The 22,319-nt window shown below is 59.1% G+C and carries 17 protein-coding genes and 1 pseudogene; 7 read left to right on the forward strand and 11 right to left on the reverse strand.

What is annotated here, in order from left to right:
• Positions 1 to 284: 284 nt before the first annotated feature.
• A complete protein-coding gene (locus tag PPN31114_RS08370; RefSeq protein ID WP_150678927.1) occupies positions 285 to 518 on the reverse strand; it encodes a hypothetical protein in 234 nt (77 codons plus the stop codon).
• 117 nt (positions 519 to 635) lie between these two features.
• Between PPN31114_RS08370 and PPN31114_RS08375 the strand changes: the two genes are divergently transcribed.
• The 3 genes from PPN31114_RS08375 to PPN31114_RS08385 all read left to right on the forward strand — a co-directional run bounded on the left by PPN31114_RS08375 (position 636) and on the right by PPN31114_RS08385 (position 3,000).
• On the forward strand, positions 636 to 1,403 hold the full coding sequence (locus tag PPN31114_RS08375) for an SDR family oxidoreductase (RefSeq protein ID WP_150678928.1): 768 nt from the start codon (positions 636 to 638) through the stop codon (positions 1,401 to 1,403).
• Positions 1,404 to 1,464: 61 nt separating this feature from the next.
• Complete coding sequence (locus PPN31114_RS26385; RefSeq protein WP_246182480.1) at positions 1,465 to 1,545, forward strand: hypothetical protein; 81 nt, start codon at positions 1,465 to 1,467, stop codon at positions 1,543 to 1,545.
• Between the two features lie 864 nt (positions 1,546 to 2,409).
• Complete coding sequence (locus PPN31114_RS08385; RefSeq protein WP_150678929.1) at positions 2,410 to 3,000, forward strand: GIY-YIG nuclease family protein; 591 nt, start codon at positions 2,410 to 2,412, stop codon at positions 2,998 to 3,000.
• Positions 3,001 to 3,213: 213 nt separating this feature from the next.
• Here the strand turns inward: PPN31114_RS08385 and PPN31114_RS08390 are convergent, their stop codons facing one another.
• Positions 3,214 to 3,846 carry a DJ-1/PfpI family protein gene (locus PPN31114_RS08390; RefSeq protein ID WP_150678930.1) on the reverse strand — a complete coding sequence of 211 codons (633 nt, stop codon included), beginning with the start codon at positions 3,844 to 3,846 and terminating at the stop codon, positions 3,214 to 3,216.
• A gap of 89 nt (positions 3,847 to 3,935) precedes the next feature.
• Here PPN31114_RS08390 and PPN31114_RS08395 point away from each other — a divergent pair, with 89 nt between their 5' ends.
• Entirely contained in the window at positions 3,936 to 5,267 is a 1,332-nt protein-coding gene (locus tag PPN31114_RS08395) for an aminotransferase-like domain-containing protein (protein WP_150678931.1), read from the forward strand.
• A gap of 18 nt (positions 5,268 to 5,285) precedes the next feature.
• Here the strand turns inward: PPN31114_RS08395 and PPN31114_RS08400 are convergent, their stop codons facing one another.
• Entirely contained in the window at positions 5,286 to 6,047 is a 762-nt protein-coding gene (locus PPN31114_RS08400) for a YdcF family protein (protein ID WP_150678932.1), read from the reverse strand.
• Positions 6,048 to 6,151: 104 nt separating this feature from the next.
• On the opposite strand from PPN31114_RS08400, the gene PPN31114_RS08405 reads away from it, so the two are divergent.
• Together PPN31114_RS08405 and PPN31114_RS08410 are read left to right on the forward strand one after the other, a co-directional pair.
• Entirely contained in the window at positions 6,152 to 6,553 is a 402-nt protein-coding gene (locus PPN31114_RS08405; RefSeq protein ID WP_150678933.1) for a DUF3224 domain-containing protein, read from the forward strand.
• A 50-nt stretch (positions 6,554 to 6,603) separates the two neighbouring features.
• A complete protein-coding gene (locus tag PPN31114_RS08410) occupies positions 6,604 to 6,957 on the forward strand; it encodes a VOC family protein (protein ID WP_150678934.1) in 354 nt (117 codons plus the stop codon).
• Positions 6,958 to 6,959: 2 nt separating this feature from the next.
• Here the strand turns inward: PPN31114_RS08410 and PPN31114_RS08415 are convergent, their stop codons facing one another.
• Positions 6,960 to 7,478: a lipocalin-like domain-containing protein gene (locus PPN31114_RS08415; RefSeq protein WP_150678935.1), complete on the reverse strand. Its 519-nt coding sequence runs from the start codon at positions 7,476 to 7,478 to the stop codon at positions 6,960 to 6,962.
• 137 nt (positions 7,479 to 7,615) lie between these two features.
• Between PPN31114_RS08415 and PPN31114_RS08420 the strand changes: the two genes are divergently transcribed.
• Positions 7,616 to 8,491, forward strand: coding sequence for a LysR substrate-binding domain-containing protein (locus PPN31114_RS08420; RefSeq protein WP_150678936.1), 876 nt, complete (start codon positions 7,616 to 7,618; stop codon positions 8,489 to 8,491).
• Between the two features lie 62 nt (positions 8,492 to 8,553).
• Here PPN31114_RS08420 and PPN31114_RS08425 read toward each other — a convergent pair.
• From PPN31114_RS08425 to PPN31114_RS08455, 7 genes and pseudogenes are all read right to left on the reverse strand, one after another.
• Positions 8,554 to 9,652, reverse strand: a pseudogene (locus PPN31114_RS08425) (IS3 family transposase).
• A gap of 77 nt (positions 9,653 to 9,729) precedes the next feature.
• Positions 9,730 to 10,938 carry a Wadjet anti-phage system protein JetD domain-containing protein gene (locus PPN31114_RS08430; RefSeq protein WP_150678937.1) on the reverse strand — a complete coding sequence of 403 codons (1,209 nt, stop codon included), beginning with the start codon at positions 10,936 to 10,938 and terminating at the stop codon, positions 9,730 to 9,732.
• Positions 10,913 to 14,269, reverse strand: coding sequence for an ATP-binding protein (locus tag PPN31114_RS08435; RefSeq protein ID WP_174987798.1), 3,357 nt, complete (start codon positions 14,267 to 14,269; stop codon positions 10,913 to 10,915). Before PPN31114_RS08435 ends, PPN31114_RS08430 begins: the two co-directional genes overlap by 26 nt.
• Complete coding sequence (locus tag PPN31114_RS08440; protein WP_246182435.1) at positions 14,266 to 14,997, reverse strand: DUF4194 domain-containing protein; 732 nt, start codon at positions 14,995 to 14,997, stop codon at positions 14,266 to 14,268. Before PPN31114_RS08440 ends, PPN31114_RS08435 begins: the two co-directional genes overlap by 4 nt.
• Positions 14,981 to 16,444: a DUF3375 domain-containing protein gene (locus tag PPN31114_RS08445; protein WP_150678938.1), complete on the reverse strand. Its 1,464-nt coding sequence runs from the start codon at positions 16,442 to 16,444 to the stop codon at positions 14,981 to 14,983. Before PPN31114_RS08445 ends, PPN31114_RS08440 begins: the two co-directional genes overlap by 17 nt.
• Positions 16,441 to 19,626, reverse strand: a complete 3,186-nt coding sequence (locus tag PPN31114_RS08450) for a UvrD-helicase domain-containing protein (protein ID WP_150678939.1) — start codon at positions 19,624 to 19,626, stop codon at positions 16,441 to 16,443. The genes PPN31114_RS08445 and PPN31114_RS08450 overlap by 4 nt, the downstream gene beginning before the upstream one ends.
• Positions 19,626 to 22,244: a PD-(D/E)XK nuclease family protein gene (locus PPN31114_RS08455; protein ID WP_150678940.1), complete on the reverse strand. Its 2,619-nt coding sequence runs from the start codon at positions 22,242 to 22,244 to the stop codon at positions 19,626 to 19,628. The genes PPN31114_RS08450 and PPN31114_RS08455 overlap by 1 nt, the downstream gene beginning before the upstream one ends.
• Between the last annotated feature and the right edge of the window lie 75 nt (positions 22,245 to 22,319).

Below are 22,319 nucleotides of genomic sequence, written 5' to 3' on the forward strand. Positions count from 1 at the left end.
AATGGATTGTGTTGGATGCGAGGGTGGCTAGTCGGCATCCACAGCCCTAAATTGTTACCGATCAGTATGCGGTGCGGACCGGTTGTTCATAGCCTGGGCGGGGCTGTTCCACCGGCAATTCGCTAATGGGGACCTGAAATTCAGCGAGGGTGAACGAGACGTTTGATATTCAAATTAGATGGCGACTTAGACAGACCGCATCTGGCCGCGCGCTGCCTTATGCAAACTGCATCAAAAATCGGACGGAAATCGTGGGGTACTCCGCGGGCAGTGATCGAGATGGATTACTTCAGTGCGTGGACGACAATGTCGCACAACCTTTCAGCCTCATCTTTTTGTCTGCGCGGTACGACTTCATCATCAATAATTCCAGAGAGTCGTGAGCGCAGAATCATAAAAATTTCTGTCCCGGTCGCCCCTTCGGATAGCGCGCCTCGAAGCCCCTCTGCGTGCATCGAAAAATCAGCGTCAGCAAGCGAACGGGCTAGAACTTCAACAGCGTCGTAAATGTTTGTCATCGGCAGACTCTTTTGACGGTCGATGGGTCTTCCCATATTCGACCGCAAGAAACGGAGTGCCAAGTGTAGCGGGGACAAGCAGAATGCGGCCTTCAACGACGGATGAAGGTCTTAATCATGTCTCTACTAGACGGAAAGGTGGCCATCGTTACCGGTGCATCGGCTGGTATCGGGCGGGCAATAGCGCTGATGTTCGCTTCGCAAGGCACCGCAGTTGTTCTGACGGCGCGAGATCAAGTGCGACTGGATCAGGTTGCCGATGAGATTCGCAGGAAAGGCGGGCGGGCATATGTGTTCGCTGGCGACGTTGGCCAGGCCGACACCCACGAAGAGTGTGTAGCAGCGGCGATGCACGAGTTCGGCGGTCTCGACATTGCCATCAATAACGCGGGAACTGTCGGAGCGATTAAACCGCTTGCCGACATCTCGCCGGAAGAGTGGCAGCAAACCCTGACGATCAACCTTACGGCGGCCTATCTGGGAGCCCGCAGTCAGATACCCGCAATGCTCGCACGTAATGGCGGCTCGGGCGTCTCGGGCGGCTCGATCGTATTCACCTCCAGCTTCGTTGGCACCAGCGTGGGCTTGCCTGGTATGGCGGCCTATGGCGCCTCGAAGGCCGGGTTAATGGGATTGGTGAAAGGCATCACCGCCGACTACGGCGCCCAAGGCATCAGGGCCAACGCACTGCTGCCGGGGGGCGCGGATACTGGAATGGCGGGCGACCAGAGCCAAAAAGAATGGGCGGCTGGATTGCATGCCATGAAGCGCATTGCCCAACCTGAAGAAATCGCATCTGCCGCGCTCTTTTTAGCCAGCTCCATGTCCAGCTTCGTCACCGGATCGGCCCTCTTTGCCGACGGAGGGAATGCTGCTGTGAAGTGACGGACCTGAGCGCCCAACCGACGAGGCAACTTATGTCGCGCTTGAATCGTTTGAAGGTGCGTTGGACCGTAGATACGGTGGTTTCGCACTAGCCCACCGCGGCGAAATGATGCGGGGTGCGAGGCGCTGCGCATCGGCATAGTGCCCGGCTTCGGAACCGGTGAGCTTTCGGGGCTCAGGGGCCAACTGCAAAGACGACGTGAGGCTGGCAAGTGCTTATTACATGCTGACCCGCTTGACAGCCTACCGAGTCAGTGGTGGTAAGGCGGCCGGTCTCGAGTGATGAGCAGCCGCTCGCATATCCATACGGCGACCTTGCCGAACTATGCTTCATGGCCGATTTTCGCCGGCCGCTACGGACCACTTGCGCCCGGAAAGCGACGCTTAGATAGACGCTTCGTTTGCCACGGCCGTGAGTTCTCACTCGTCGACGCTAATGTGCGCATCGCGTGAAAAATCGTGGGCTTGTAGGGCCGGACGTATTGCCTTAATTAGTCGATCGGCATCCATGCTCTTCATGTATATGGTCGCCTTTCGTCCGTCGATCGAAACTTCGTCTCCATCGAGCTCTCCTGAGTGTGTTTGCTTTGCTACGGCATCTAGTTCGTCCTCAAGCTGGTGTAACTGCGTCAAGTCTCTACTTCCGTAGTCCATGACAATGACAACTTGGTTGTCTTTGGAAAAGTTGTCGGCCCATGTCGAACTTGCGAGAAGCAGGAGCAGAAGCGGAAAGTAGTGAGGTGTTCGCATAAGACGCTTTATGATTTTTCGCGTGATAAAGCACGCTCAAACGGGACGGCATCGGAGATCGGACATTGATTTTCGACGATTTTGGCTTCAACGTCGAACGACCGAAATTGGCCACAAGCCACCTGTCGATCGCCTTCCTACTTCCTCACAGCTTGTCTGGGTGCGCGGCTCGCAGGTAGCTCGGTCATGCGAGTGCCACCATCGCGGACCAGCGTTAAAATCGCGCCACTCGAGGAACGGCTACGGCCAAAACGACATGAACGATAGAAATCGCGCCGGAGAAGTTGAGATTGCTTGGCAATCACTAACGGCGGCTATGCTGGCAAACGAAACGATTCATCCGGTGAAATCGCTCGTGAATGCGAGCGGCAAGATCGCCGTGCCAAGCAGTGCCGGGGTTTATGCATTCTGGTGGATGGCGAGTAAAGAGCGGTTGCTGTCATCCAATCGCCACATTCGCCTACACGGCCCGAACAATGGTCGGGTCGATGTGGAGTACCACGACTGGTGGCCGAGCGAAGCTCCGTTTCCGTGCTTATACGTTGGCAAGGCGACCAATCTAAAGAAACGATTTGGGCAGCACCTGATGCGCGGCACGCCCGACCGCGCGCATCACTCGGCACCGGACAACGAAAAAGGGAAAGCGAAGACTACGGCGTGCCAGTTGCGGTTCGGTATCGAGCACATTTTCCCGATGGAAGTTGATCCGCTTTCCCTTATCAATGAGGCCATGGGCTATTCCTGGTGCGATACGTTTCCGGAGAACGCGGTCGCCGAGCGTTTTTTCGCCGAGGACCGGCTTGTCGGGTATTTGAGGCCTTGGTTCAATATTGATTCGGAACGTTGAGCTCGTGCGGCAGGTTCCAGAGCGAACCTGCCCGTTCAATGGCGGCTTTGCGGGTAGGTCAGTGGCCACAATTGGCCGAAAACAGTCGCCGCCCTTAGCCCGCTTGCACTCGTTCCGCCCCACCCGGCCTGCGCCCGGTGACACACCTCACAAGACACCCCAACTCCACCACGCCGTTACCTTGCTAATTCCCAATCACCGCTTTTATTACGCTTAACAGCGGATCATCTCCGGAATCTCCGCCAGATAAGGCGTGATGTTCGCCATCGCGCGCGTCACGTAATCGGCTTTCTCGCCCACCGGCGCCACGTAATGCATGGCGCTGCGTGCGGCCTCGAAGCCCTCCAAGCCAGCGATGAACCACGCTGCCAGATACTGCGAGGCGAGACATCCGCCCGCCGTTGCGACGTTGCCCTTTGCCGTGAAAGGCCGCGCCAGCACTTCCACGCCCGCCTCCTCGACCCAAGGCTTCGTCGTGAGATCGGTACACGCCGGCACGCCGTTCAACAACCCCAGCTTCGCGAGCACCAGCGTTCCTGAACACTGAGCGCCGATCATCTGACGCGCCGGATCGAGCTTCAACCGCGACATCAGCGCCGCGTCGGCGACCACGTCGCGAGTGAGCATGCCACTGCCGACCAGCACGGCATCGGCCTCGCAGGCGTCCTCCAACGACGCCTGTGCTTCGAGCACCACCCCGTTCATCGAACGCACTTTCGGCGTCGAGCTTGCAATCGACACGCGCCATCCCGGGCGTTTCACGCGATTGAGAATCCCGAGCGCGATGAGCGAGTCGAGTTCATTAAAACCTTCAAAAGTCAGAATTGCGACGTGAGTGGAACGCATGGGGGGCCTCGGTGGTAGCGACGTTGTATTGCGGCATCGTAGAACCGATAATCATGACAATCAAATAATTGTCATGGATACACTTTCCCATGCCGCAATCGCGCTACAAGGCTTTGGTCGATCGACTGGCCGACGACATTCGCACCCAACGGCTGCGCCCGGGCACGCGTCTGCCCACGCACCGAGAGCTCGCCGCGCGTGAAGGGTTGGCGCTCGTCACGGCGACGCGCGTCTATGCAGAGTTGCAGGCGATGGGCTTGGTGAGTGGCGAGGCGGGGCGTGGCACGTTCGTGCGCGAAGCGCTGCCCAGTGCGCAGGGCAGCTACCTGTACGGCTGGAGTACTGAGCGCGTCGATCTGAGCTTCAATGCGCCGACGTTGCCCGAGCAAGCGGGCCTCTTGCGTACGGCGCTGCGTCAGTTGGCGGCTGGCGGAGACGTGGAAGCCCTCTTGCGCTATCAACCGCATAGCGGCCGCGACCATGAACGGGAAATCGTGGCGCGTCACGTGGGACTGCGCGGCATTAGCGCATCGCCGCAGTCCGTGCTCGTCGTGAGTGGCGGGCAACATGGTTTGGCGACAACGGCCATGGCGCTGCTGGAGCCCGGCGATGTCGTGGCGGTAGATGCCCTCACCTACCCCGGGTTCAAGTTGGTGGCGGAAGCCTGCCGATTGGAGCTAGCGCCCATTCCCGCAGCAGGCCACGGCCCCGATCTCGACGCATTGGCCGCGCTGTGCAGACAACGCCGTGTGCGTGCCGTGTACACGATGCCGACGCTGCACAACCCGCTGGGCTGGGTGACGAGCGCAGCACGACGCGAGGCGTTGGTCGCCATCGCCCGTCGGCACGACTTGATCTTGATCGAAGACGCGGCATACGCGTATCTCGCCACCGATGCGCCCCCGCCGTTGGCTGCGCTCGCGCCGGAGAGAACCGTCTACGTCTCGAGCTTTTCCAAGAGTGTCGCGACGGGGCTTCGCGTGGGTTTTCTCGTCGCGCCGATTGCATGGGTGCCGAAACTCGAACGCACCGTTCGCGCAACAACATGGAACACGCCCGCGATGATGACGGCGATTGCCTGCGCGTGGGCGGAAGACGGCACCGTAGTGCGTATGGAAGACGGCAAGCGCCGCGATGCCGCGATGCGCCAGTCGCTCGCGGCCGATCTGTTGGGAGGACTCACGCGCGTCGGGCATCCAGCGTCGTACTTCGTCTGGCTGCCATTACCGAACGAAGTGCGCGCCGACACCATCGCCACGGCGTTGATGCACGAGAACATCGCGGTCTCGACGGCTGAACCGTTTGCGACATCACCGCAGGTGCCGCACGCGATTCGGCTCGCACTGGGCTCCGTTGCCATTCCCGCGTTATCGCAAGCGCTGCAAACGGTGGCGCGTGTGATCGCCGATCACACCTACTGAACGGGGGCTTGCGGGCCGTCAAGCCTGACCGGGCTGCGTGCGCTCTGGATTCCAGCCCAACGCGTTATAGGCGTGGTAGCGGGCGATGCCGATGTATTCATGCAGCGCAACATCGGTCAGGGTGAAGTTGTAGGCCACCGGCATGAACGACGACGTGGCTTGCAGATAGTCGCCGCGAACCAGCGTGGCCTTCACACCGAAATGGGAGAAGTAAAGCGCGCCGCGTTGCAGATGGAAACCGGACGAGACGATCACCACACGGTCCGCGCCGTATTCCTTGAGCAGGTCGGCCGTGAACTGCGCGTTCTGCCAAGTGTTCATGCTCTTGGGTTCCTGGCGAATATCCGCGACGGGCACGCCCATCCTCGCGAGGGAATCCTGATATACGGCCGCTTCCGATTGGCCGGTCTTTCTCGCATCGCCGCCGCTCACGAGAATGACGCAATTCGGTTTGGCTTGGTGGCAGGCCTGATATTCCTCGACAGCCGCCACAAAGCGGGGATACGAGAACGACCCCGGCTCTACGCCCTCAACACCGGCAACTCGCTGCGTTCCTGCGCCCAACAGCACGATCACGTTGTGCTCGCCCCACGCTATTGCGGGCTTGGCGGCATAGCGCGATTGGAGCGTACCGAGGAGCCACTTGGGCACGACCCCGCACCCTATCGCAAGGAAGAGGATGGCGCTGGCGGAAAATAGCGTTACGCTAGTGCGCCGCCACTTGATCCCGCGAAAGAAACACGCGAGTGCTGCAATTACGATCAGTGCTGCCAACGTCATACAACTCCTCGGTGCGGGTATCGGTCTGCCAAAAGACTACTTAATACCCCATCGAGATGAAACCGGTATGAATTCCCCGGAGGCTTCGGGTAAAGGAGTTTCAATTGAAACATTGCGCAAGTGGTTCCTTCGATGTCCAACTCGCCCCACAGCAGCTTAGCGGCGTGGCCGAAAAAACCGGACTTGGACGAATGTCCCTCGATAAAACATTTCGGGGCGATCTCGTCGCGACGAGTCAGGGCGAGATGCTGGCGTTTCGCAGCAGCGTTCAGGGGTCTGCTGGCTACGTGGCGATGGAAACCGTGCATGGCACGTTGCATGGGCGTAGCGGCAGCTTCGTGTTGCAACACAGTTCGACGATGACGCGAGGCGTGCCTGCGCAGTCGATTACTGTGGTTCCCGATTCCGGCACCGACGCGTTGTCGGGCCTGACCGGGAGTTTGGTGATTACCATCGCCGACGGCAAACACACTTACGTGTTCGACTACGCGCTGCCGGAAGGCTAACGTTCACGGCGTCATCCCGCCATTTATCGACTACTGAAAAAAGGACAACGATGGGCATTCGAGGCAAAGACAGACAGATCGACAACATTGAATTCAACGTTGGCGACATTGAACGAAGCAAACGTTTCTACGGCAGCGTTTTCGGATGGACATTTACCGACTACGGCCCGGCTTACACCGAATTCACCGATGGTCGCCTCACCGGTGGTTTCACGACGGGCGAAGCGGTCCGCCCGGGTGGCCCGCTGGTCATTCTTTACGCCGACGACCTCGCGCAGACACAGCAGCGCGTTGAAGCCGCAGGCGCCACGATCAGCCGCGCGGTATTCGAGTTTCCGGGCGGCCGACGTTTTCATTTCCTCGACCCCGACGGCTACGAGCTGGCGGTGTGGACGGCGGCGTAAGCCTAGTCGAGACGTTGCCACACGGAAATCGGCACGTCGCCGTTCGGGCGGGGTGTGACGCGGTAGCTCAGTTCGCGGCCTTTTAGCGCGTAACTTCGCATCTGCTGTTCACCCTCCCAATTCGGAAACGAAGCGTTTTGAATATGGAAGGTCAGCGTGCCTGCGGCCGGGTCGATGCTCAGCGTGCCGAAGTGCGTGCTGGAGCCCATAACGGCAGATTTGTATTCGTCGGGCGTCGCGGCGCTTTTATCGCCCGACGCAAATTTGGCGCGCTCCGACTTGAAAATTTGTAGCGAGTAGTGCCCTTCGGCGTCGATGAACAGCACGCCCTTCGGCGCGGCGCCATAGTCGCGGGTACGAGTGCCGTCGGGGTGCTGCACGTCGGCGGCGACCAACGTCCAAGTCCCGGCCAGCGAGCGCCCTGCTGCGGCAACATCCGCCGGCACCGCATGCGACGTCACCGCGCAGGCGGCAAAGATAGTCCCCAATATCCCGTGTTTAAAAATCGTCTGCCCATTCATACCGTGCTCGCCTCGCAAAAGCGGTTAGTGGATCGAGAATTCGTGCGAATCGCGATGACCCGCTGACATCGATACTAAAGATATGAATGTTCAGTGGATGCGATAATTCGCCATCGACACTTCAGAATTACTGAATCATGTCTATCCCCAATCTCGATATGGATGCGTTGCGCACGCTGTTTATCGCGCGGCAACTTGGCAGCTTGAACCGTGCGGCCGAGCGGATTGGCCGGTCGCAATCGGCCGTGAGTCAGCAGATGCGCAAGCTTGAGGAGCAGGTCGGCACGCCGTTGTTTCGTCGGCAGGGTCGTGGCGTGGCGCTGACGGAATCGGGTGAACTGATCCTCTCTTACGCGCATCGCATTCTGGATCTCAACGACGAGGCGGTACACGCGGTACGGGGCGCGTCGGTGGAAGGGATGGTGCGTTTCGGTTTGCCGGGCGATTTCGCCGAGAGTTGGCTGCCTAAGGCGTTGGGACAGTTCAAGAAGACCCATCCCGGTGTGCGTGAGGAAGTGGCGGTAGAGCGAAACGGCGTGTTGCTGGAGCGGCTCGATCGCGGCGAACTCGACCTTGTGCTGGCGATGGGTTACGAAACCCGCGCAGACGCCGAACCACTCGCGACGCTCCCGATGACATGGATCGGCCCAGCGGATACCGAAGTTGTCCTGCGCTCCGGTGCGCCATTGGACTTAGCGCTCTACCATCCGCCCTGCTTCTTCCGCCGCGCAGGCATCGAGGCCCTCGATAACGCCAACATTTCGTGGCGGCTAGCCTATACGACCGCCAGCCTCCAGAGTCTTTGGTCAGGCGTTGCGGCGGGTTTGGGAATCACGTTGCGAACGGCAGCGGGCCTTCCATCGACACTCCGACGACTAGGCAAAGCCGAAGGCCTCCCGTCTCTGCCATCCGTCGAACTCTGCCTGCACGGCGCCCCTCCCGAGATGCCACCGGCGTTGGCTAATCTGAAGCGCAGCATCGTTGAAAACGCGACGCTGAATCTCCGTGCTTAAGTGTGCCTCAATCGATTTCCGAGAATGACCTAGCGGCAAATTATCGTGACCCTACACCCGAATTAGTACCGATCAGAAGTAGAAATTTCCGGCTTCGGGGTTCCGTCCGTCGGGGCGCGCTGCCGCGCCCGACGGGCGAATTCGGCGGGGGTCTCCCACTGTAATGCGGAGTGGGGACGGCTCTCGTTATAGTACTGTCGCCAAGCGGCGATTTTGCCTCGGGCGTCGTCCAGCGACAAGAACCAATGCTCGTTCAGGCATTCCTGTCGGAAGCGCCCGTTGAAGCTCTCGACCTTGGCGTTGTCGGTGGGTGTTCCCGGTCGACTGAAATCGAGCTCGACGCCGTGTTCATAAGCCCACCGGTCCATCGACTTCGAGATATATTCGCTGCCGTTATCGACTTTGATTGTCTGCGGCACACCGCGCTCGGCCACAATCATCGTCAGGACTCGCACGACGTCCTCCCCCTTCAAGCTCTGCCCGACATCGATGGCCAAGCTCTCCCGCGTGTAGTTGTCGACCACTGTCTGAGCACGTAGCGTCATGCGTCAGAGACGAAGTCCATGCTCCATATCTCATTGATGGCCGTGACGACGCTCTTGGGTTGGCGCAACCGCGCTGATTTGTTTCTCTTCGGCCGCTTATGCCGCGGCGATAAGCCCTCGGCCCGATAGAGCCGATAGACCCGTTTGTGGTTGTCCTGCGAGCCTTCGCGCTGCAACATCACACGAACACGGCGATAGCCGTAATGCACGCGAGTCGCGGCAATCTCTTTGATTCGCGCAAGCAATGCCGACGAGTCCCGAGCCACCGATTGGTATCCGTACAGTGACCTCGACATGCGAAATAACGCGCACACTTTGGTCAGGCTTGCCCGATACCGATCACGCAACTCGTCGATCAGTGCCCGTTTGCGAGAAGGCTTCAGAGCTTTTTTGACAGGACATCCTGCAACATCGCCTTGTCCAGGCTCAAATCGGCAACCAAGCGCTTGAGCTTCATGTTCTCCTCTTCCAACTGGCGCATTCTGCGAAGCTCGGACGGCCCTACGCCACCGTACTTCTTCTTCCAGTTGTAGAAGGTCGCCTCGCTGATTCCCAGCTTATGGCACACCTCTTCGACCTTCGTACCCAGCTCCGCTTGCTTCAAAGCAAACGCGATCTGTGCTTCCGTGAACTTGCTCGTCTTCCTTCATGGCATGTCTTCCGTTTCAAACTCTCAAAATCATGCCGGATTTTCTATTTTTCATCGGTACTGTTTTCTGGGATAGGGTCGCTATTGAGGACATCCATCAACGTCTGCAACGAAGTTGTCCAGTCCAGCCGCTCCTGCTCTAGGCGAATGCGCACGCCCCACGTACCGACCTTCAGATTGTCGTAGACCGACGTCTCCTCCGCAGTTAGTCCTTCAAAAAAAACGTTGGAACACGGCACGGGCTCCTGCACCCAGAGCAACTGATGCGCAAGAAGCGTTGCTTCGTCCATAAGCACCGACTGGATCTGCGGAACAGTCCTGCGCGCGCGGTCCAGGATTGCAAATCCGTGGGTGTCAATATCGCCCCAGTACAGCACCTCAGCTCTCCGCAACCACGGCAGTGCCCCTAGAGCGCTCACCGCATTCCCGAGTCCCATAACGAGCACGGTGTTCTCGAGATCAGGAAGCGCTAGCCCTGTTTCGAGGTTTTCGACAATCACCACAGTCACAGGAGAAATTGGCAATCTCCCGAGCTCCCCTACCGGTGCTTCAATGTCACCCAAGCCGCCGACTAGGCTGCGCAACGTAGGACAGAGCAATCGGATGCGTACTCGATGAGCGGGCTTCTTGAGACCAACCAACGTATGGAAGTCGCCACCCTCATCCCCTGTACCCCATATCACCCGAAGAAGACCGGCAACTAAGCCGGTCCGCTTCTCCAACCACTTTGTATCTAGACCTTCCACTGGAAGTTGTCGTAGATACAAGTTCGACGCCGGATTAGCGTTCAACCACTCGAGCAGGGTCACCAAGCGGTCAAAGTCCTCAGCAGAATAGTCCGCGAGCACGTTGAACCGAGAGGCCAATGCATTGCCCTGAACAAGTACCGGCCACCGGCTCGACATCCGCTGGTATCGCTCGCTGGCAATCTCCCAGCGCCTGGACTGACCAACCGCAGCGGCCACTACTTCAGCGCTTTCAAAGCTCAGTCTGCTGGGTAGCCGATGCCTGCCGAACCTCGAAAACTGCCGCTCTTCGAACAGAACATCTCCAGGGCCAGTCCGTGACTGCCAAGCGTCCGCCCAAGCCCTGACCGCCGAAGCATCCTCCGCGATGTCCTTGTCGGTCGGAACTCCCAGCGCCACAACCAGCGGCCACGTTCCTTCGCCGGACAGCCAGTTCTGATGCTGGTTGTTGAAGCGACGAACCAAGAAATCGCGCAGGGCCTCAGGAGACAGTAGCTTCTTCGACATTGCGCACGTCCTGGTTCAGTTTCAGTCGATGATACTCACTGTCGTATTCGATGGGGATGACCGCAGACTTCTTGCGGTCCTTGATGTGCACAAAACATGCACCACCGATGAACGGCTCCAGCGTCATCACGGACTTCAACGGCGTCGCCACAATCATCTGGAATCCGAATGTCTTGAAGATGTTCATGGCCATGGCCGTGAACTCCGCATCAGCCTTGTCAAAAGCCTCATCTAACACAACGGTAGAGTAGCTGGGGAGTGCCCTGTCCTGGCCGCCAAGCTGGTACCGAAGCGCTGCCGCCAAACAGGTCGCAGCTAGTTTCTGGCGTTGGCCACCAGACTTACCCGCACCACTGCGGTAGACCTCGACCTCCAGGTCGTCCTCGTCTAGCTCCCGGGCGACAAACTCCACGTGCTGCCGCACGTCGAGCACGAAATTTCGCCAGTTCTTGTCTACGGTTTCTTGGCTCGCAAGACGTTTCACAAGGGCAGCCAACGCCTTAAAGCGCTCCTCGGCCAACTCGCGGTCGTTGGAGAACGAGTGGCTGAGCGATTCCTTGAGGCTCACGCGGAACAGGCGCACATCCTCAATGGCCTTATCGGTCGTGTCGATGACGAGGTGCGTTCCCGGATTGAACGGCGCCGTCCGTAGGCTTTCATTAACGAGCTCCATGCGCGCCCGAATGGCCGAGCGCTCCTCATCCAGCTTAGTAGAGAGCAGCGTGAGATTTTGGTCACTCTGCTCCCGTAGAAGGCTGAAGAATCGGTCCTCGAACGCAGGCAGATTGTCGTCCTCCAGACGCTGGAGCTTCGCCAGATAGTCGTCGGCGCTTTCGAGCGTAGCATCAAGACCACCAGCAAGCGCAGGCCACAAACGGTTGAAATCCGCAAAACGCTGCACGATGGAATTTCGAAGGTCCGACAACCTACTTTCCAGTGCCCGCAACTCCGAGTTCAGGCCGCGCTCAACCAGTGTGGTCACATGGTCAAGGCTTTCTAAGGTAACGACCTTCTCCGTGGCTTTATACCTAGCAGAAATCTGCTCGGCAAATGCAGGCGGACGGTCCGAGGTCGGCCACAGACGGGCGAGCTCAGCCAGCGTCCCATTCAATCGATTAATTTCAACTGCTATCGAGCGACCCTTCCCTTCTTCATCGTTCTTTTTATCAACAGCATGGGAATGCGCTTGCTCTTGCTTAGCAATGCTGTCGTTCAACGCCGCAAGGTCCGGGCGAGCGTCTCGCTCAGCTTTCAACCGGATGGTCAGGTCGTCAATTCTCGTCAGCAGCGACCCGACATCCACATCGTTCCAAGTCAGGTTCGACAGGTTTTGGCAGTGCAGCATCTGTTCCTGTTGGGCATCCTCTTCTTTTCCAATCTTGCGAACAGTCTCTTCCAGCTCGCTGATGCGACCACCGAGTTCCGCTGCCTGCTGCTTGAACAGCGCCAGTTTTTCTTTGTTATCGAACCCCAGGACCCACTGATTGCGGTCGTTGACTGAGTGGCGGTCATTTTTCTCATGCCGCATGGTGCTGTGCTTGACTTGCCCCTCGCGGGTGACCGCTCGCGAAGCATTGCGGAACGCCTGCAGGGTGTCAGCGCACTCGAAGTCGAAGGAGTGCTTGAGCTCCTCCCGAACCCAGTCCCCGAAACTACCTGATCCCAGGTTGAGCTTGCGCACCAAGGAATTGGGCCCGGGGGAGCGTCCCGAGGTCTGGGGGATGGTCCGGAAGTACACCAACCTCTCACCGATGTTTCGCTCGTTCAGGTATGCCGACACTGCCGAGTAGTGTTTCTCGTCCACAAGGATGGAGCGAGCGAAGCCACCGAGGACACGCTCAATGGCGCCACGCCACGCCGCTTCCTCGGAACGCACCTCAACCAGTTCGCCAACGAACGGCAGCTTCTCCTCAGGAATCGAGAGGTCCCGAGCCATGCGCTCCCGCAGGTCGACCAACCGTGCCGGCAAGTTCGATTTCTGACGCTCAAGCGCATTGACCTCAGCGACGACCTTCAGAAACCCCTCATTTGCCTTGCGCAGCTCTTCCTTTACACCGTCTTTCCGTTCTTCCACCTCGTTCTTCAACTCGCGGGCCTTCAACACCCGCTGCTTGGCGGCTTCGACTCGCTGGACAAACCACACCACAGAATCAGGAACGGCCCACCCCATGGCTCGGCATGCCGCTGCAGCGATGTCGCGTTTACCGATACGGATAGGTTTTTCAGCATCGGCTGCCTTGATGTCCTCTTCAAGTCGAACAAGGACATCGGCGCCCATATTGAGTTTCTGCCTCTGAAGGTCAGTCAGCTTCTCGAACTCATTCTCGACAACGCCCGCAAGGCGCAACGACTCCTGCCTCGAAACCTCCCTGTCCACGTCCAGCTCGGCGATACGCTCATCGTGGAGAAGCTTTCGACGGTATTCTCGATATTGGTCAATTGCGGTCTGTATCGCCTGCAAGCCATTACTCTCGAGCTTTACCCTGTCCAGCTCCGCGTGTTCGTCGCGCGCTGGGGCTAGCGTCTGAATCTGCCTGCGCGCCGCCACTACCTCTTGGTGCGCTTCGTTCAGCTCCCCGAACTCGTTGACCAGGCTTGCGGCAATGCCAAAGGTTTCGGGCTCATCCAACATGAAGTCCCGCAGGAAAGCATTGAGGTCACCCAGGTTCTTGGCAGACTGCGTCTTGTGCAGCAAGCGCAATGCGCGCTCGTTCTCGATGCCCAGCAGCCGGCGGAAACGCTCCTGATAAGCACTGAACTCCGTGTGCACCTTTGCATCAGGTAAGTCGTGCTTGAAGCGGCGCGCATCAAATTCGTTCTTCGCAAAAAACTCCAGCTCCTGAACATCAAACTCCCGTTCAAGCGTCAGGTACACCCGCTTGGCATCGCCGGGCGCAGTCGAGTTCCCCTTCACCCATAGAACTTGAGCGAGCACCACCACCCGCCCCAACTCATCACAATAGGTCTCCGCGATGGCAGACCAGGTCGTGCCGCTGCGCAGATACTGCGACACGTATTCGCCCGCCTCGCCTGTCTGCTGCGCCCAAGCTCCGCGAAGGTAGGTCATGACGCTACGGTCCCTGCCATTGCGTTCCGCCTCACGCGCAGCAACGTTGAAGTCCACCCATTTCGGAGGCGTCAGAAGTGCGGCATGTGCATCCAAGACCGTCGACTTGCCAGAACCCGAGGGGCCGACGAAGAGATAGCCTTCTTTCGGGATGGGGAAGTCGAATACGTTCGAGAACGTCCCCCAGTTGAATGTCTGAATCCGCGCGAGACGGAATTGGTCGGGGCTGCCGCCCAGCAGTTCGGCTTGACTGAACAGGTTCACTGGGCGTCCTCCTCATCATCCGCCAGTAATGCATCGTCATCGCTACCTGGTTCCCCATTGGCACCGCCCCCTCCAGAGGCGGCAGCCAAACTGGCATACGTGCGCGTGAGATCTTGAATTTCCTCAGCGGAGAAAAGGAGTTTGAGTGTTGGCGAGACCTCGTAGCGCTCCCCTGAACCGCGAATTGACTGCAGCAGACTCAGCTTCTTCGCCTTGTCCACAGCATTGATGACCTGCCGTCCGAACTTGGCGTGGTCCGGGTTGTTCTCTTTCTCGAACACATCCAGATGTTCTTGCATTTCTTCGCGCGACACGACCGCACGTTCGCCCTGTGCATCGGCCTGCGTCAACCGCTGTCGCAGGAATAGCAGCAGTGCCGTTTCCAGGAATGTGAGCGAAGCCTTACGCAGCAAAATTGGGACATCCAAGTCATCGGAGACGACTTGTCGTGTGAAGGCGACCTTCTGCTCATGGTCGATGACGACTTCAAGAAAAAGGTCATGCATACGCGAGCGGATGGCTGCCTCGTCGCGCAGCAGAACCGGCCATAGCTTTGACTGACGCCGGGCATCCACCGAAGGCCCCAGAAGGAGTTGAACTAGGACCCGTCGGGTATCGATGGGTAGCGTCCCTGTATCTCCTTGGAAGGTTTCAACTTCGGCAACAGGGGAATCCGCCGCCATATCGTCAGCAAGAGACTCATCCATCGTGTCAGTCAACGAGTTCAAGATAGCGCTCCCTCATGAAATAGATGGCGGGAACTTTGGCACGGCGCTGCACCTCGTCGTCCCCTTTCCAGAGCACAATTTCTGTACCGCCGGTCACTTCCCCGTGCTTGGAGCCAAGCGCAACATAGCCGACAACGCTTCCCAAGCCCTGCTCCGCAGGGTACTCAGCGAGAATTTGCGCAATGGAAACCTGAGATTGCCGCGCCAGGATGGACCGAACGTGGGCCTTGAGCGTACGGAAGTCGATTTCCGATTGCCGAACCAGCTCGCTCACAATTTCGAGGTCCAGTTCGGAAGGCTCCGCCGCCTGCATCGACGAGTCGGTGACGCGCTCAGCTGGGTCATACAGTGCCCACTGGGACACCGACCTGATTCGACTGCTAGACTGCATGAGTTCGAAGCCCACTTGCTCGTTTGGCCGAACCTCGTTCTTGGCACCCAGCGCGGCCTGCGTGGCCGCTTTAATGAGGCCATGCAGCCGCCGGTGCTCGAGGAATTCTCGGCTCTGCACAAAGCTCTTGAGGCTACGTGCGAAATGCTGCAGCACATCGTGCACACCCCGTCCTTCATTCAACAAGGCTCCCGTCAGTCCCAGCAAGAATTTGCGCTCCTGCGACTCCAGTTGTCGTGCAAAGGGGCGGCCGGTCACCTCATCAAGCGACTCTCGTAGCGTTGCAGCCTGCTCGCTGTCGGTCAGCAAACGCCAGAACGCATGGAAGGTTCGACCCGCGTCACTCTCGCCAATGAGGTCGACGCCCGCGAAGAGTTGCTCCAACACGTCGCCGCGGCTACCTTCATTCTCCATCAAGCTCTGACGAAGACCTCGGTTCAACCTCTCGAATTCATCACGAACGCTTCGGAAGTCGGCTGCGAGCTCTTGCGCCAAAGCTATGACTTCGCGCGCACGCTCCACAGCGCGGTCTGCAGCAAGCGCTTTTACTCCGCCACGCTCGATCTCCTGAATCGCCAAGTCAATACGGTCGCGCTCAGCGCGCAGCGCAGCCAAACGCGCTTGAGGATTGGTGTTTGTTTCCTCAGCCAGTCGCGATAGCTGGTGAATAACGACGGACAAGCGACTCTCGGTTGCCGTGGTACGTGGCTTCAAAAGCCCAGTGACAAAGCGCAGTGCTGTCAGTGCGTCAGCCGACAGCTCGTACTCCTCTTCAGACACTCCCACAGGGAATCGACGGGTCAACCATCCTTGGTTGAGCCATTCCGCGACATATGCCTGTGGTGTTTGCGGAAGCTCTTCTCCTACTGCGCGCAACGCCTCAAGGTCCCGGGTCAGCCTTTCATGGAGCACTGAGCTTGGGAGCTCCTTTTCAGCGTCCATGAACAGAGACTGCAGCAAGGCGATCACAACAGGCCCTTTGGTGGCCGCGAGCAAACGCCAGAGTGGCTGCTCACGTAGAGTACGAAAGGCAGCAGCGCCCCGCAACGCCTTCATGTGCACTCCCGCGCGAGACGCAACGCACGCGCAGCAACCGGAAAATAGAGCCACTGCTCGGCGACCGATATTCCCGTTGCAGCAACCAGAGCCTCAGCGTACGCAGCGAGTTGCGGACCGTGCTCAAGGGCCAACTGCTCATTCCGATCGGAGCCACCTGGGTTGGATTTGTGGTCGACAAGAATCCATCCTTTAGAGGATTGCACCAGTAGGTCGATACGGCCCCTGACGCGCGTTCCGTCGGGACGATTCGCCTCAATCGGGACCTCGACAAAGGTCGGACACCCAGGCCAGCGCTCGTGGCACCACGCACGGAAGGCGGTGAGCTGCGCGACGACTGCGGCGTTGTCGACAGTATTGCCTACGCCCCAATTGCTGAGAATGCTGCTGACATCGCCCTGCTCCACCGCTCCCCGTGCACCAGCCCGAGCAATGCAGTGATGCACTGCCGTCCCCAGGTCCGCCATGTCGGGCTTTCCCGTCAGCGCAATGCGAATGCCGACATCCGCGGTCTCAGCAATGTCGAACTGGCCGCCAACAGCGCTACTAGGCCCGTACCACAAGGGCACAGCCGATGCGTGAGGGCGACGGGTGAACCAATGACGGTCCTGCGGTGCCCGCGCTGGCGGCTCCATTGCGCATTCGTCTTTGCTCCAGTCCTTGGAGGCTCTTGAGCACCGCTGGCCATCAGGAAGTACCAGCTCCTCAGTTGGGCCAAATAGCAGCGGACTTGCCCCCGGTACCTCATCCACCCAGCTGCGTACCGGTCCAGATTTTCTGGAGAACGACACCAAGACGTTCACATCTCTGGCTCGAGTCAACCCGACGTAGAGCAAGCGCTTGCTCTCCGCCACTGCATCTTTCTGCATTGCCTCCCCGGTAGCGCTTGCCTCCGCGTTTGCCGCAGCTTGGGGCGGAGAGCGTTTGCCCCAGGTCTTCAGCCAGCAATGAATGAAGCGATTACCAAGCGGCAGTTGCGGATCAAAGGCACCTTCCGTTCGTGCGCGCACGCTCCAAATGGCGCTTCTAGCGGTGTCCCCAAGCGAGGTGAGTACAACCACTGGCCATTCCAAACCTTTGGAACCGTGGTAGGTAAGAACTGTGACGGCGTTGTCCGCTGTCGCCGCCCGGCTATCATCCTCAGCTTCCGCCGCCGCATCGAGCCATCTCAGCATCCCACTGACCGTCGCAGGCCGCTTGGCCGCAACGCATTCGTCTTCGTAGGCTTTTCCCAGTTCGACTAGGGCCTCTACGTTGGCCAATCGGTTGCGGGCCTCATGCGGAGAGCCGGACCATTGGGCGACAAGCTGAGCAACGTGCGATTCCGCAGTTGCCAGACGCAGAGCTTCCAGCGGTGTCAGGGACGTGAAGGCTGGCCGCAGTCCTTCGAGACGTGCAAGGAGGGGGTGTGCTGATTCACCATGCGTCTTCCACTCATGAGCTTTGGCGTCGGCCTGCCCAAGATAATCGAGGCGGTCCGCGAGCCAAATGTCTATCGGGGTGCCGTCTGCCAACGTGAGCACCACTGCGGATGCAACCGTATCGCTGACGTCGTTCATGCGACGAAGACAAGCCAGGACAAAGATGGCTTCTGCTGTTCCCAGCAGGCCGGCGCGTGGACTTTCGGAAGGAATACCCCATCGGGTGAGCGATGTGACGGCCAGGTCCACTTGGTCGTTTCTCCGGCAAAGGACCCCAATGTCACTGGGTCGGATTGCCCTAAGGGTCTTGGTCACCCTGTCTTCCACCTGCGCCCCGGAGGCAAGTAGCTCCGCAACAGCCTGGCCCAATGCCAGGTAGTCCGTGCCGTTTTTGCTGCTCTCAAAGTTCCAGTTCAACAGCGAACGCTGGCCGGGCAGGTCCTTGCGAGCGGGTTGTAGTTGAACGTCCTGAGGTGTCAGGTCCGCCTGGAAGGCGCCTCCAAACACTGCATTCGTGAGCGAGACCAAAGCTGGGGTGGACCGTCGCGATGTCGTCAGGGGCTGTCCGATAGTGCCGCCCCAGCCCGGAATGGCTCCGATGACTCCAGCAATGAGGCTGGCATCGGTCCCGCGAAAGCCATAAATGGCTTGCTTGGGATCGCCAACCCAAATTGAACGCTTGGCCAGATTAGCGAACTCCACGAACAGCGCAAGCTGGAGAGGGCTCGTGTCCTGGAACTCATCAACCATCACGAGGTCCAGTTCGTCAGCCAGAGCTTCACGGACGCTCGTGTTTTCTCGGATCGCGCGCAATAACAGCACTTCCTGGTCACTGAAGTCCACGGCTCCCATGGCCTTCTTGGCCTCCGCGTAGGCGTCCAGGGCATCGGCTGCGAGATTGAATATCAACTCCAGATACCGCCTCACTTCGGAGTGGAAGGCTGGATGGGATTCGTGCACCTGAGCCGCAGTTTTCACGGGTTCGAGAAGGTCCTTGACCTTGGCGCCTGCGTCGATGCCTGCAGCACCAATCCAATCAGGCCAAGACCATCGGTCCTCGCGGAACGCACGCTCGAGTTGTTGCAAGTAGGCCAAACCGTCCTGAAGGTTCTTGGCCACTTTTGCGCCAGCAGCAACTTGCGCCTCGACATAGGAAGAGACCTCCTGTCGCGCCGTTGCCACGGCCGCGACTAGAACCGTTGTCGGGTCTGTACCTGCGGTTGGGGCTGGCCAGTTCGCAAGCATCTGATCTGCGTTGTGAGGCCCCATCGTCCGCAGCGCTGCTGGCGCTATATCGTTGTCCAGGGCCGCCTTGACGACGTCCTTGACGGTTTTGGCCCAGTCTTCCTGCTCGATTCCAAATCTGCGGGTGAGCCGAACCAATTCGGACTGGCCCACGGCGTCGAGAGTCTCGGCAAGCGACGTTTCGAGCAACCGTTTCGTCTGCCCTTCGCTCAGAACGGTCTGATCGGGGGATAGTCCCAGCTCAAAGCAGAACCGCTTGAGCATATGGCCGCAGACACCGTTGACCGTTCCCAGCCTGGCTTGTCCGATGGCTGTGGCAAGGTCGACACGGCCTTTCTCCAGCAACCATGACCGAGCGCGTTCGCGCAATTCCGTGGCGGCCTTCACCGTAAATGTCGTTGCGAGAATGGCATGAGGCCGGGCGAACCCAGACTCGAGTGCTTGGGCGAGGGTTTCGGTCAGTTTGTAGGTCTTGCCGCTACCGGCGCCCGCGCTCACAAATTCGATGTTGTTCATTACTCCCACCCTCCCAGCAATACGAGATAGTCTCGGTCCCACCGGCTGGGTCCCTTAACCGGCAAAGTGCCATCGGGACCGTTGTAGTCGTCAGTTGGCTCTTGCGGGACGACTTCAATTTCCCCTGCTGCGAACTGGTCAGTTCTCCAGGTCCAAGTCGCCTTTGCCCGTTCGAGCAAAGTGCGCACCGTAACGTTGTCGGGTGGCGATGTGAGTTGCGCCTGCGGGAAGATTCCGGGGTGCGAAATCAACAACGCGCCGCTTTCCAGGATGAAGAATCCCAGTGCCACAGGCGCAATTCCAGTCTTTTGCTCGACCAGGCTGGAGTACAGTGCCAGTTGAAGATGGCCGCCCTCGCGGAGCATCCGAGAGTAGTAGTTGTCCCCGCGCCATTTCATATCAAGGGCGACAGCTTTGTTGTCGGGCAGTTCGACCAGGAGGTCAATCTTGCCTGTCAACGGTATTGGACCAAGCGCACCATCAAACTCGGCCTCGGTCTGAACGCGTACAGCTTTGGCTGCGCGTAAATGGTCCAAGAGCGAGCATATTGCGCCTTCGCAGGTCATCTGGAAGCGCTGCAGGCTGATGCCAGCGCCCTGCATCAGTAGGACCGCTCCCTCTGTGCGGAGCAGTTCATCGGCCTGAGCTCGGTACCAGTCCTTGGCTTTTTGGTTCGACCAGGTCAGAGCATCTGCATGCGCAAAGAGCATTTCGAAGACGCGGTGGGCAAGGATGCCTAGAAGGCGGTTGTCTTCTTCTACCGCAAGAATGGACGTCGGGTTCAACCGGGCAATCCGCTTGAGAGCAAAGAGCGCAGGCGCATTGAACAACTCGTTGAGTGCCGTGTACGACTGTTGATTGGTGGACAGCTTCAGCGGCCCGGGGAGCTGGATATGGCGTTGCACGTCAGGAAACGGGAGCGGCACCACCTGTTCGGTCAGTGATCCTAGAAGCTGGCTGCCACATGCTGCCTCGAGGTCCATGGCCTGCGCTTCAAAGTCCGGGATGAGTTGTTGGAGAAGTTGTCGTACAGGGTGGACTTCCCGGCCAGGAGGGGGTGCAACCAGCACAAAGCGTTTGCGGGCTGCCAACAAAGGGCGTAGCCATTGCATGGACAAGGACGCCAACTGACTCACTGGATCCCGCAGTTCTACCCCTAACTCCTTCAATGCTTGGACTTCCGCGCTTGACCAAGGGAGTTGCTGTACCAGCATTGGCGTGGAAGGCATCCACCAGATAACCTCATCAACCGGCTCAATGCAAGCTGCTGCGCTGTTTGCAGAGCGCATGCACCCGACCTGTGAAACGGCACCAGGATTGGATGCGCCTGTTGGCGTCGCATGGGCCACAAGCTGTTCAATTTGCCGGGGCATCAGCGTGGTGATGCCCTGTCGGGAAAGTTCAGAGAGACTGTCGAAAACAGCTGCGCATTGCCGATGCGCAGGTGCGAACGTGGCCGCTATCTCGGGGTCGCCGGACAACCTGCGTCGCATCGCTTCCTTGAGCCTGTCGACCCGCGCGAGCAAGGGGCCCAAGGGCGCCCCCTCCTGGCGTGGCCAGCGTTCGCCTTCAAGCCAGAACTCAATATCGAGCACCAGTACTTCGCCATCTTTGCCGGCGGCAATTTTTTTCTTGGCCTCTATCCAAGCTGCTCCGCCAATCCCAGGCTGCTCAGCAACGGCTTTCGCGAGCGCGGCTCGCGCTCTCCGGCTGAACGGTCCCACCGGGTGAGTCAAGAAGTCGACCAGGCGGCTAACGTCGAGAGGTTCCCAGCACATCTCCAAGGCTAGGCCCAGCGCCTGCAAGGCAGGGCGAAGTTGGCTGGGGTTCTCAAAGCCGCAGTTCACTCCACCTGTGGCGACCAACGTGGTATCGAGCGAGTCACCGTGGTTTTCCGCGAGGACCAGCCGGTCCATGGGGTGCGCGGCGGCGTAAGCACCGAGCCAGTGCTCAGCTGTCGAAAAGGAGAGTGTGCGAACGAGCTGCACACTGCCATCAGTAATGGGAGATATCTTGTTCGGCGGTTCCTGCCCCGACATGACGAGAACCGCCTTTTCTTGCAGGATGCGCAGTGCCCCTTCTCCCTGCGGGGCCGAAGGGCTGACGTTCACACCGGGCAAGCAGGCCAGCACCCTGCGCCACAAGGGGGAAAAATCTTCCAGGGGGTCAACGAGGGAGACTGAGGTAATCGGGCCGGGGCCTGTAGTCTTGAGCACCTGCTCCACCAATAGCAACCGAGTGGCTTCACCCGGTGGCATAGCCGACGCTGTCGACTCAACCATGGCCAGTTCTTTAAGCCGGACAGGATGCGACGCCAGTGCAGTTCCCTGCCAGCCCCCGAGAAGCCACTCATCTCGCCAGGACAGGAGCTTCGCCGCAGTGCCAACGCTGTCGACTTTCATGGATGCACTGTAGAAACGGGCGCCATTGTCGTGGTCCTGAAGATGCCCCATGTAGACCGCAACCCGCTGCGCTGCAGCGACCTCGGGTTTGGCCAAGCCAAGGTACGTTTCAAGTAACGACAGAAAGCCGAGCCGCCCCACAACCGGGGCATTGAAGGAGTTCTGCGGTGAGGGCCCCTGGCGGGCATCAAGATTCAGACCAAAGGTGACATGCATGGCGCGTTAAGCAAGTAGCGTAAGCACGTCTGGGAACCGTGCCTGCGCGGTCAAAGCGAAGGGCTACATCAGCTA

The organism is Pandoraea pneumonica, assembly GCF_902459645.1.
Lineage (GTDB): Bacteria > Pseudomonadota > Gammaproteobacteria > Burkholderiales > Burkholderiaceae > Pandoraea > Pandoraea pneumonica.